Genomic DNA, 11,664 nt, shown 5'->3' with positions numbered 1-11,664 from the left:
AAACTTACTACGGCGTTTTGGTCACAAAAAGGGGTTTATGGCGGAGAAATGGTCACAAAAATCAAAACTTACTGCGGAGTTTTGGTCACAAAAAAGAGTTTATGGCGGAGAAATGGTCACAAAAATCAAAACTTACTACGGCATTTTGGTCACAAAAAAGAGTTTATGGCGGAGATAATAAGTGCAAAAAAAAATAGACCTTAAGAGTTCTTAGGTCTATCCAAAATTTAATTTGATGCACTCTCTAACAATTGAGAAGGTGATGTTAATTCAATAATTTCTTTAACTCTTGGAGAAGAGTCCAATAAATCCTCAACTTCATATTCTGTAATAGGAATATATTCTATATGGAAAGAATCACCTACACGTTTAAATTCTTTTATGCAGATTCCATTATTGACCATTTCTTGAAGTGAATCTTCTATAAGTTTATAATTTTCTTTTCTATTTTTATTCTTAAATCTCACCTTGGCAAGGAAGAAAATATAAGGATACACTTGCTTGTTAGGTTGATCGTCTTTTCCTAAAAATCTTTCTTTCTGCAAAGCAAATATAAGTATTCTTGAGATAGGTAATTCAAACTTTTGAATTACAGCTTTATACATTCTAATCGTCTGCTTATTAAGGTATTCTTGATATATTTGCTCATTAACAGTAATTTCAGCCATCCAAACACCATCTTCATCCCTTACATCAACATAATCAAATAAACCGAATGCTGTATACCTGTCCTTTGTTATTATGTTAAAAGTTACGCTTCTCATTTTCACTAATCGTTCGGCTACTAATTTATATGTGTTAAGATTATCTGATTTATAAAGAGCTTTAATAATTTTTCCAACTTCCACAAAAATCTTTCTTTTTGTGGCAAAGAGACCATTTCTATGATTTAAAACTTCAGCAAAAATTCTTTCGTCAGTTTTATCTAAAACACCTACTAGTTTTTGTTGAGCATATTCTGGTTCAACAATCATCTGTGCGTTGTAGTCAGGAGTAACCTTATAATCGTTGTAGTAGTGTTTAACAACTTCCTCTTCTGTCAATTCCTCTTCTAGTTCAAGTTTTCCACGTACTTCTGAAAAAACAGGGTGGTCCACGTAAGAGTACGGCTTTTCTACTATTACATCTTGTATCTTGCCATTATACTTTTTAAGCAACAAATCACCCAATAAAACAGTAATATCCGCTGTTAGAGCTTTTTCAATTTGGGAATTAGACTTTTCTAAAATATAAGGATAATTAGCAAGATAGCTGTTTGTGTCATCGCACCAAGATTTTAATTGGAAAATTGTTTCTTCAATAATATCTTGTGGATTTTCCCCTAAAAACTTGTTTACCAAGTTAGACTTAGCTTTCTCTTCAAAAAAATAGATCAATTCCTCATACTCTAAACGCAACTCTTTTACCTTCTTTGACGTACCTTTCTCGTAGTCCTTTATAGCAGACTGAACCCAGCGCTTTTTTGTTTGATTCCTTCTTTTTTTACTAATTCTTAGGCTTTCTTTAACTTCTAATTCATTAGTGATAAATGAATTTTCATATATTTCATTACTTACATAAGACTCATTGTATATTTTTTCAATAATTAAATTTTCATCTTTCTCCTTAAAGCATTCCTGAATGTCTGGAATATTTATATGAGCTTTAATCTCATCCCATACTTCCATTACGAAATATTTAGGTAGTGTAGATTTAGCCATCAGTTACACCTCTTACTCATTTCTTTGACCATATTATAGCACATAAGAAAAAGGGTAATAGAATATTTCATCAATTAACCATTATTACCACTTTAAACTAAATTTTATTATTCTGAATGGTATTTTATAAAATAGCTTGCTGCTTTAGAAAAAACATTTATATTCCTTTAAGAAAAGAAGGAGGATGATATTATGACAATTTCTAATTCAGCATATATCCAACTACCAAAAAACAATTACAAACTTACCGAAACTATAGAGCGACTTAAAAAACAAATTTCTACAGGGAGCCGCATTAATGGAGCCGGGGATGATGCTTCTGGTTTAAGTTTAAGCGAAAGGTTAAAAAAACAAGTCAATAGCTATAGTACAGGAATTCAAAATCTAAAAGATGCAAAGTCAGCTACAGAGCTAGTAAGGACTACATATCAAGAAACAGCTACCACCTTAAGGCAGATGAAAAATCTTGTGACAAAATATCAAGATTCGGCTACAAGTATAGAAGAGAAAAATAAGATACAACAGCAACTCCTCCTATTACAGGGCGACATTCAAAATCAATTTAAAAACCTCAAATACGAAAATAAGAAAATAACGATTGATTCTGTTAAAGGTAAATTAGATTTATCGACATATGAAGATGCTGTTAGAATGGCAGATAATTCAGCTCTGCAAATGAGTGGTAGTTCTATAACAATGGAAGCGAAGGTAAACTTAACAAGCTATGCTCCTGGTACAACTCTTGATGACCGCTCCCTTGTATTAGGGAAATACGGCAACTATTATTTAACAATTAATTCTACTGGTAGTGTAGGGATATATAAATATGGAACATCTTCAAGTGGTTATCGCGAATCAGTAGGAAAAGTTAGTTTAGGTCAAGACACAACCATTAGCGGTGTATTTGATGGTAATACGGCGAAGATATATATTAATGGAAAATTAGACTCAACTTTCACATTACCTGGTTCAGGCTATGAAGATAGAGAGGCTGATCTAACGATTGGTTTTGAAAATAGCCCTAAATTTAAAAGACAATTCACAGGAACTATTGATGATATAAGAATATATGATAAAGCATTATCTGACTCAGAAGTTTCAAATAACTACAAGGGAAATGTGACGAGAGATCATTTACAAGGAGAATGGTTATTTAATGATGGAGATTTAAATTCAGTCGTATATGACACAAGCGGCAACAACAGTTTTGGAACTTTTTCTGGACACGCTCAAGTAATTAACGATTCCGATGCAAATATGAACTTTAGCACAGGAGAGAGTAATATGAGAATCGGCTTCTCAACTTTAACACTAAGTAAGCTTGGCATTGCGGATTTATCACAGATACAATCGAACACCTCAGATAAGTTGGATAGAGCCCTTAACTTAATTTCATCGGAAATAGCAAAAAGTGAAGCTGTTACTCGTTCTTTAGATTCTAGAATTGAGAGCAACCAAAAGTTAATGGAAAAGTATCAAAACAGCTTTAATGATATTAGAAGTGCAAATACACAAAAAGTTTCAAGCCAACTTACTAAATTACAAATGCAACAAGATACAGTAGCTGACTTGTTAGAGAACATTCAAAAATTCAATAAGAAAACCGTAAATATGTTAGTTTCGCCTTTAGATATCTCTAAATATTAAAAGTCTATATAACTCTTTTGTATAGACTTTTTTCTATCTCGAAAATCTGCTTGCTCAAGCCAATATTTCATTTATATTCCTTCATAACAAGGAGGGATTTAAATGTCATCATTTAGCTCAATATACACACAGCTGCTATATACCAACTACGAAGTTAGCAATTCTTTAAAAAATTTACAAATTCAAAATACTACTGGGAATCGTATTAACTCTGTTGCAGATGATCCGGCCGGCCTGCTAGTTAGTGAACGATTAAAAGCCGAAATGAGTAGGTTTACCACAGATAATCACTCTTTAAGTGACCCACAATCTATTGCTCAAACAATTGACAGCACGTATAAAAACGTAACCGATATGTTACAAGATATGAGGACGTTAGCGGTTAAGTATCAAAGTAGTACAACAAGTACATCAAACAAAGGTATTATTCAAAAACAGCTTGTTTCACTGCAAGATGAGATAAACAAGCAAATAAGCAATATAACCTTTAATAATCAAAAAATCACTACGGATTCAGTTGATGGAAAACTTAGTTTGTCTTCATACGGTGATACAGTAAAAGTCGCAAACAGCTCTTCTCTCCAAATGAATAGTACTTCTATTACTCTTGAAGCAAAAGTGAACCTAAAGAGCTTTAATTCTGGAGACTACTATGATGATCGCGCTTTAGTAATTGGGAAAGATGGGAACTATTATTTAACCGTAAATTCTACAGGTAGCGTAGGTATTTACAAATATGGTTCAGTTCCAAGCGGCTATCGTGAATCTGTAGGGAAGATTTCATTAGGGCAAGATACAACAATAAGCGGAGTATTTGAGGGGACTACTGCAAAGATTTATATAGACGGTAAATTGGATTCAACTTTTACTTTAAGGAGCGCAGGATATGAAGATAGGGAAGCTGATGCAAGTATTGGTTTAGAAGACAATAATAATTATCGTAGACAGTTAGATGGTACAATAGATGATATAAGAATATATGATCGAGCGTTAAGTGACGTAGAAGTTTCTAATAATTACAGCGGTAATGTAACGCGTGATCACTTAATGGGGGAGTGGCTTTTCAATGATGCGGATTCTACTGCATATGACACCAGTGGAAATAACAACTTTGGTACACTGATGGGAAATGCAAAAATTCTAGCGACAACAGATCCAAGTATGTCTTTTGGTTCAGGTTCAGGTGAGCTAAATATGAATTTTTCAACACTTACTTTAAATAAATTGGGAATTCAAGATTTGTCACAAATTCCATCAGATATTATAGAAAGGTTAGACCGTGCCATTAACTTAGTAACTGCCCAAAGATCTAAGGCAGGAGCATATGAAAATACTATCAATTACAGGATTTCTAATAATGATAAGATGGCTGCTATTTATCAAGAGAGTATTGATAACATTGTAAAGGCTAACATAACAGACGTATCGAGCGAACTTACAAAAGCTCAACTGCAGCAGTCTACTGTAGCGAAATTACTCAAACAGGTTCAAGATACAGAGAATAACAACTTGAATACTCTTTTATCAATATTTAAATATTAAGTAAGAAAGGCTTTAGCCGTAACGGTAGGAGCCTTTTGTTATTTCGAAAATCTGCTTGCTATAATGTTAAAACCGAATATATTCCTCCTGTAAAAGGGGGGATAGGTATGACTATTTCTAATACAGACTATCTTAATATTCAACGAACCTATTTAAAATTAAACCAAAAATATCAACAACTACAGACGCAATACACTACTGGGAATCGAATAAATAGCGCAAAAGACGATGCAGCCGCTCTGTCTGTAAGCGAAAGACTAAAGGCGCAACTAAATGGCTATACAGCCGGACTACAAAATTTAATGGATGCTAAATCAGTCGCAGAAATTGTCCAAGATACATATGGCAACGTAAAGGACATTTTAAAACAAATGAAGACTTTATCTGTTCAGTATCAGTCTAGTACAATTAGCTCTGCTGATAAAACAGCTATTCAAGAAAAATTAACGAAGCTACAAACTCAGATTCAAGATCAATTAAACGGACTTACTTATAACAATAAAAAAATTGCAAGCGACAACATCAACGGAAAGCTTAAACTTACGAACTTAGGTGATATGGTAATTGTCAAAAATAACGACACATTAAAAGTTCAAGGAACCTCAATAACAATGGAAGCAACAGTTAACCTAGATAAATATTCTTCGGGAGAGACTGGGGAAGATAGAGGCTTAGTATTAGCAAAAGGAGGTAACTATTATTTAACGGTTACTCGTACCGGTAAAGTCGCCATATATAAAGAAGGCACTACTCCTAGTAAGGTTTATTACAATTCTGTAGGTAAAGTAAACTTAGGTGAAGACACGACAATTGCAGGTGTATTCGAGGATAACGTAGCAAAAATCTATATAAATGGAAAATTAGATTCGACTTTCTCTCTTACTTCGGGTGGTTATGCTGATAAAAATATCGATTTAAGATTTGGACGAGAAAATGATGTGGGTGCTGGTGGTTATTCTAGACAAGTTTATGGAACAATCGACAATGCAAGAATATATAGCCGAGCTTTAAGTGACTCAGAAATGGCAGATAACTACAATGGTAACGTATCCCGCAATCAACTTATTGGTGAATGGCTTTTTGATGATGGGGAGTTCAGTACTACTGTTGCTGATACTAGCGGAAATAATAACTTTGGTAATATGTTTAAAAATGCACAGATTGTCACAACAGGAGAAGGGAATATAAACTTTAACAGTGGAACGGGCAATTTAACTATGAGTTTTGCTTCACTTGATTTGAACAAACTAGGTATTGAAGACTTATCAACTATTCCTTCAGATCTCTCAGATAGATTAGACAGAGCTATTGATATGGTTACTAAGCACAAATCTGCTGCAGGATCCTTTGTTAATAAGATTAATTTTAGAATTCAAAACAATCAAAAGCTGGTTGCTAACTATAAAGATAGTCTAAATAAAATACAGGCGATAGATTTATCAAATGTATCAAGCGAACTTACTAAGGTAGAAATGCAACAAGCTACTATAATGAAAATGCTTAAATTACGCCAAGATGCCAACACAGAGATAGCAAATATGTTAATTTCTTAAAAAAATAATAATAAGCGTGTATAAAAGATTCCTTGTTAGCAGATATTACAAGTAAACTTACAAGGAGGTCATATAAAATGGCTAAACAAACACGTTCAAACAACTCTAATCAATTGGTAAATCCAGGTGCAGAATTAGCAATCGAGCAAATGAAATACGAAATCGCTCAAGAATTTGGTGTTCAATTAGGTGCAGAAACTACTGCTCGTTCTAATGGTTCTGTAGGTGGAGAAATCACAAAACGTTTAGTAGCTTTAGCGCAACAATCTTTATCAGGTGGCTCAGTACGATAATGAGCATTATAAGACCACTAAGAATATAAAAATTCTTAGTGGTTTTTTCTTTGTGATAACTTTTAAATAAGAGACTACATACTTAATTTTCGTACACATAAAATATTTAAGTTACAAAAAGTAACCATAAGAATAAATGAAAACCATACAATGTAAGACTAACATAACAATGTCTTAGCGTATTTGAATCACTTAAAGGTAACGAAAAGTAACCAAAAGATAGTAGAAATAAGCTAGTCTGCAAATAAAAGTAGTATTATTAAAGCTCTTTTTATCTAATAATCTTTTGAGTAGGTAACAAAAAGTAACCAAATTCACCCTAGCTTTGAGTGTTTACATACCCAAACTTAACCATTTTCCTTATTTTATTTTTTGCGGCAAAATGAAAGTAAGATAAAAGTACGTTAAAAAATAAAAAGGGATGATAATAAAATGCAAGGTTATAACAACATTAAAGTTAGCGTGCAGCTTAACAAATCGAACGAAGGTCTAGCATTTCGCTACTTACTAAATTATTTTGATTCTGGAGCAAAATTTTCTAATTTGTACCCAAGTATATCTACAATTAACCCTCTAGGTAGCGGTCCTGATGGCAAATATGCAATCGATTTCTACTCTCGAGATAATACCTCCACATTTAAAAGTACTGTAGAGAAGTATATGTTTGAGTTAATAGAGCAGATAACCAACGAGGATTTACATAATGAACTATTTGATATTTTACAAATGGAAAGTCAATATGACGAAGATGACTTAGAAATTCCAGGAGTTTTAGGTTATGAGGTTGTTTCTGTTTTATCAAGCAAAAGTACCAAGCGAACTTGGAACCCATCTACAAAACTTTTTAATTCCTGATAAAATGTAAAATTAAAAGGCTATTTTAAAGATAGCCTTTTAACATTGTTAGTATGAGATTCTAAATACGATTAGCCTGTTGGGAATAATGTTTAAATATTTGATATTGAACCAGTCTAGACTTGAATGCCTCTTTTGTGCTCATATAATATGAAGTGGCTAGCACAATAATAAATAGTAGAGGTAGCAAGGTTTGATTAATTGCTATTAAAGCAAAACACACGGCAATAGCTATTATGGCGACAAGAGTAGCTGATATAACTGTAGAAAAGTGTACAAACCAATCTTTTAATTTAAGTTGCGCATTGACTTTTTCTTCACTAAAAGTACTTTCAATATATGAACGGCTAGCAAATACTTCTTTCAGTTCAAGACTAGGGTATTTTTCGTATAAGTGCCGCTTCATTTCTTGCTCAATATAGTAGTACACAAACCAATTAATACTTGTTTGACTACGCCCTATACCGCTCATACATTTAATAGAAAATCCTTTCTTAGAATTTCCGCTTAATATGTAATAGTACTTATTTGAAGTACCACGCAGCCCAAGAGTTACTAACTCTCCACCTTGCTTAGGGCTTTCCTCCAAAACAATTATTTCTGAATGTGACCAATCTTTTAGCTCCAAGCTAAAGCCTCCAGTCATATATTTTTTATCATTTTATTAATCAATTATGGCATAATGGTTTTTGGCTTCTTTTCTTAAAATGGGGATAAATATTTTTTTGGGTTTTTTCAAAGGTTATTAGCTCCCTTTATTAAACATTTTAAAAGACGTTCAAAAACTACATAAAAAGGGGAAAACTTATAAATGAAATTGTTTATGCTATTGTTCAATTCATTTTTAATTTCTATATTATTAGCACCACATTTTATTCGTTTACTTAAGAATTTTCAATTTGGCCAGAGTATAAGAGAAGAAGGGCCAGAATCACATAAAAAGAAGTCAGGTACACCAACACTAGGCGGGTTATTATTCCTGTTTACCCTAACTATTACTACTTTATCATTTATTGAAATTAAGCCGGAAATTTTATTATTACTTTTTATCACATTAGGTAATGGAGCAATTGGTTTTATAGATGATTTTATTAAAATTTACTTTAAACGAAATCTTGGATTAACAAGCAAGCAAAAGCTCGCTGCACAGTTTGTTATTTCAATTATTTTCTTATTCTTTTTACATAAGCAAGGCCTAGACACGAGCCTTCATATTCCTGGAACAGAAACATTTATTGAGTTATCTTGGTTCTATTATGTATTTGTTTTATTCCTAGTGATTGGTACTACGAATGCAACAAATCTTACAGATGGTTTAGATGGTTTATTAGCAGGAACAAGTATTATTTCAATTGGTACTTTTGGTATTATTGCATTTAGTTTAGGGAATTCAGAAGTAGGAATGTTCGCTGTAGCATTCGTAGGAAGTCTACTTGGTTTCTTAATGTTTAACAGAAATCCAGCTAAAGTATTTATGGGAGACACAGGATCACTTGCTATTGGTGGAGCACTGGTAGGAATGGCTGTGATTTTAAAAATTGAAGTCTTACTAGCTATTATTGGTGGGGTATTCGTTGTAGAAACACTATCAGTTATCTTACAAGTTCTTTCATTCAAGATTAGAAAGAAAAGAATCTTTAAAATGAGTCCTTTACATCACCACTATGAGCTAAGTGGTTTTAGCGAAGTTCAAGTAGTACGAGGGTTTTGGGCAGTAGGTTTAGTACTAGCATTAGCTAGCTTATTATTTATTTAGTTTGTGAAGAGAGTCACACAATCATTGTGGCTCTCTTTTTGTTTATCCTTCAATATCTAAATCAGACTTGTCTTTTTTGTTTAATGCTGCCAGAGTAATTGTCTTAACTGTTTTAAATAGTAAGTAGGGGACGATGGCTATATAGAATATATAGATAACTGCATATTTAAGAAGATCTACAAAATGTGTACTATTACTATGAACAAACGTTAGATAGCTAGTTTGCTCCCAATATCCAACCAAGTCTGCATAGAACCTTGTCATTAGCGCAAAACAACCCAAGTAGAAGAGAAAATTCACTGTTGGTAGGACAGCCTTACCCAAATACATAAAAGCAAAAGTCAGAATAAAACCTATATAAATCAAGAAAGAAAAATTAATTGCATACCCTACAATAATAGGAGTGCCAAACAAACAAAAGATTACAAAAGCCGCACACAAAAAAAACTTAAACAGAAATCCATCACCAGATTCTTCGTTTCCTACATAAACGTCGTTGTGTATGTTCGATTTATGCTCAGGCTCAAATTCAAAATAACCGTTTTCATCTTGCTCGTAACCCCTATTTTCTAACTCAATTTCAATTTCTAAGGAGTCGTTTAAAGAATCCCCACCTTGTTCACGCATTATTTCAAGTTCATAATCGGATTTATGCGAGTATTTCCCCATTAGAATCCCCCTACGTAAAAATTTTCAAGTAACAACCTATTTTATCATTTATAAGAATAAAATGGCATCTTATTCCTAATTTTTTCTAAGGTAAACTTGTATTACGTAATAACTAAACATTGCAACTAGATATTATAAAAAAATTTAACGCTTGCTTCTCCCATTGTAAGCGTCTAATGTAATTTAATTATTTTAATATGCTGCCACAATCTTTGCATTTATGGTAAGAATCTTCATCAAAATTTAAAAATTCATTATCCCCTACTTTATATTTATTATTGTGAGGACAAAGACTTTGAAGTTTTTCTAATAGTTTTCTTTCTGTTTTACGCATTGTTTTTTGCATTTCCTTAAGTTCATCGCAAGCCTTTTTAGTGTATTCATAAGAACCTAATTGACTTTCAGCTTTTGCCTGCAATCGGATATTATCCATTTGTTCAGATGTTATTTTGACCATAAAAACACTTTCTCCCTCTATTGCCCCTATCACTGCTTGACCTTCCTCAAGCATACGTGGCTCAAAGGTTGTGTCCAGTAACAAAACTCGATTGATGTCAAAAGTTGCCTTCATTTATATCCACTCACTTTCATTAGTTTTAAGTGAATTATAAATTATACAAGACATCTCATTAAAAAAAGATAATTAACTACATAGATAAACAAACAGGAAAGAGGGATTATATGCTATCAACTTTTGCCAAAAGAAACCCAAGACGCTTCTGGAAGTGGTTTTCTCTTCACGAAAAGGAATTTCGTGAGATCAATAAAGACAACTATCAAAAAGTTTTTTATAAGATTTATAAGTGTCTTGAGAAATATAATCCTTACTTAGGGTTTGAAATTGTGACAAATTCATCAGAAGGTAAAAAGAATTTATTGTAACAGCAAACGGAAATACAGACTTATTTGAAACGGTATATTACCTTATAAACTCTGCTCCACAGAAATTAAAAGACAAATGGAACTTTACTGCTTTACGACAAGCAACCGCTCAAGAGGTTATTATTCATTTTGATGATAAGACAATTAGCTCAAAGGATATTTTTTATGAACTAGAAGAGTCAGAGAATGATCCAGGGAAGCTGGATATCTTCATTCATATCAAAGGGGTTATTTACAGCTCTGCAGATGTCGAAGATTTTATTGCAGAATCAATGATAGCCGTATTGGACGGTTTAATCGGGGAATATGTGAATGCAACAAAAATTTCTACTCTAATCCTCGTTGAGAACGGAGAACTAGATAAGCCAAAAAACATATTAAAATTAAAAACAGAGATTAATAAATTTGGTGCCGATTAATAGCGGCACTTTTTTTGCTATTTAATTAAATATAAACGGATACACAAGTATCACACTGGGCAAAATAGCAGAAAAAACAAGGAGCGATTTTTCTGCCGAACACAAATGATAGCGGAAAAGAAGAGCAACGTTTTAAAAGAATTGAGACAATGGTTTCTTGGAAAGATGAATTAGAATTTAAGCTAAAAAGCTATATAGACGATCTACCAAAGGTAAGCCATAGCGAAACTAAGCATTTACTAACCAATGAAATTAAAGAATTAAAATTATTTCTAACAGCTGCAAACGAAGAAATAAACAGAGTAAAGTCAGTTAAAGAAGACTAGAGCATTTAAGCTCTAGTCTTCT

At 32.7% G+C, this 11,664-nt stretch carries 14 protein-coding genes; 10 read left to right on the top strand and 4 right to left on the bottom strand.

All coding sequences use genetic code 11. The annotated features are described in order from the left end of the window. Window positions 1-204: hypothetical protein (locus WKH56_RS10575; RefSeq protein ID WP_342835588.1), on the top strand; the 204-nt coding region annotated here is incomplete at its 5' end. A 23-nt stretch (window positions 205-227) separates the two neighbouring features. Here the strand turns inward: WKH56_RS10575 and WKH56_RS10570 are convergent. Continuing rightward, on the bottom strand, window positions 228-1,700 hold the full coding sequence (locus tag WKH56_RS10570; protein WP_342835587.1) for a hypothetical protein: 1,473 nt from the start codon (window positions 1,698-1,700) through the stop codon (window positions 228-230). Between the two features lie 192 nt (window positions 1,701-1,892). Between WKH56_RS10570 and WKH56_RS10565 the strand changes: the two genes are divergently transcribed. The 5 genes from WKH56_RS10565 to WKH56_RS10545 all read left to right on the top strand — a co-directional run bounded on the left by WKH56_RS10565 (window position 1,893) and on the right by WKH56_RS10545 (window position 7,590). Beyond that, window positions 1,893-3,347, top strand: coding sequence for a LamG-like jellyroll fold domain-containing protein (locus tag WKH56_RS10565; protein WP_342835586.1), 1,455 nt, complete (start codon window positions 1,893-1,895; stop codon window positions 3,345-3,347). Between the two features lie 102 nt (window positions 3,348-3,449). Further along, window positions 3,450-4,889, top strand: a complete 1,440-nt coding sequence (locus WKH56_RS10560; protein WP_342835585.1) for a LamG-like jellyroll fold domain-containing protein — start codon at window positions 3,450-3,452, stop codon at window positions 4,887-4,889. A 107-nt stretch (window positions 4,890-4,996) separates the two neighbouring features. Beyond that, window positions 4,997-6,442, top strand: coding sequence for a flagellin N-terminal helical domain-containing protein (locus tag WKH56_RS10555; protein WP_342835584.1), 1,446 nt, complete (start codon window positions 4,997-4,999; stop codon window positions 6,440-6,442). A 77-nt stretch (window positions 6,443-6,519) separates the two neighbouring features. Continuing rightward, window positions 6,520-6,735 (top strand): alpha/beta-type small acid-soluble spore protein, encoded by a 216-nt coding sequence (locus tag WKH56_RS10550; RefSeq protein WP_316910843.1) that lies wholly within the window; start codon window positions 6,520-6,522, stop codon window positions 6,733-6,735. Between the two features lie 432 nt (window positions 6,736-7,167). Next, complete coding sequence (locus WKH56_RS10545) at window positions 7,168-7,590, top strand: hypothetical protein (RefSeq protein WP_342835583.1); 423 nt, start codon at window positions 7,168-7,170, stop codon at window positions 7,588-7,590. 61 nt (window positions 7,591-7,651) lie between these two features. On the opposite strand, the gene WKH56_RS10540 is transcribed toward WKH56_RS10545, so the two are convergent. Next, window positions 7,652-8,218, bottom strand: a complete 567-nt coding sequence (locus tag WKH56_RS10540; protein ID WP_342835582.1) for a hypothetical protein — start codon at window positions 8,216-8,218, stop codon at window positions 7,652-7,654. Between the two features lie 183 nt (window positions 8,219-8,401). On the opposite strand from WKH56_RS10540, the gene mraY reads away from it, so the two are divergent. After that, a complete protein-coding gene (gene mraY / locus WKH56_RS10535; protein ID WP_342835581.1) occupies window positions 8,402-9,346 on the top strand; it encodes a phospho-N-acetylmuramoyl-pentapeptide-transferase in 945 nt (314 codons plus the stop codon). Window positions 9,347-9,388: 42 nt separating this feature from the next. Here mraY and WKH56_RS10530 read toward each other — a convergent pair whose 3' ends face one another. Then, window positions 9,389-10,015 (bottom strand): hypothetical protein, encoded by a 627-nt coding sequence (locus WKH56_RS10530; RefSeq protein WP_342835580.1) that lies wholly within the window; start codon window positions 10,013-10,015, stop codon window positions 9,389-9,391. 187 nt (window positions 10,016-10,202) lie between these two features. Then, window positions 10,203-10,586 carry a hypothetical protein gene (locus tag WKH56_RS10525; RefSeq protein WP_342835579.1) on the bottom strand — a complete coding sequence of 128 codons (384 nt, stop codon included), beginning with the start codon at window positions 10,584-10,586 and terminating at the stop codon, window positions 10,203-10,205. A 110-nt stretch (window positions 10,587-10,696) separates the two neighbouring features. On the opposite strand from WKH56_RS10525, the gene WKH56_RS10520 reads away from it, so the two are divergent. The 3 genes from WKH56_RS10520 to WKH56_RS10510 all read left to right on the top strand — a co-directional run bounded on the left by WKH56_RS10520 (window position 10,697) and on the right by WKH56_RS10510 (window position 11,642). Beyond that, window positions 10,697-10,897 carry a hypothetical protein gene (locus WKH56_RS10520; protein ID WP_342835578.1) on the top strand — a complete coding sequence of 67 codons (201 nt, stop codon included), beginning with the start codon at window positions 10,697-10,699 and terminating at the stop codon, window positions 10,895-10,897. Between the two features lie 272 nt (window positions 10,898-11,169). Continuing rightward, window positions 11,170-11,316: a hypothetical protein gene (locus WKH56_RS10515; protein ID WP_342835577.1), complete on the top strand. Its 147-nt coding sequence runs from the start codon at window positions 11,170-11,172 to the stop codon at window positions 11,314-11,316. Between the two features lie 149 nt (window positions 11,317-11,465). Next, window positions 11,466-11,642 (top strand): hypothetical protein, encoded by a 177-nt coding sequence (locus WKH56_RS10510; RefSeq protein ID WP_342835576.1) that lies wholly within the window; start codon window positions 11,466-11,468, stop codon window positions 11,640-11,642. Window positions 11,643-11,664 lie beyond the last annotated feature (22 nt).

Source organism: Priestia sp. SB1, from assembly GCF_038898415.1.
Note: the sequence above shows the minus strand (reverse complement) of the source record. Positions and strands in the feature narration are given on the sequence as shown.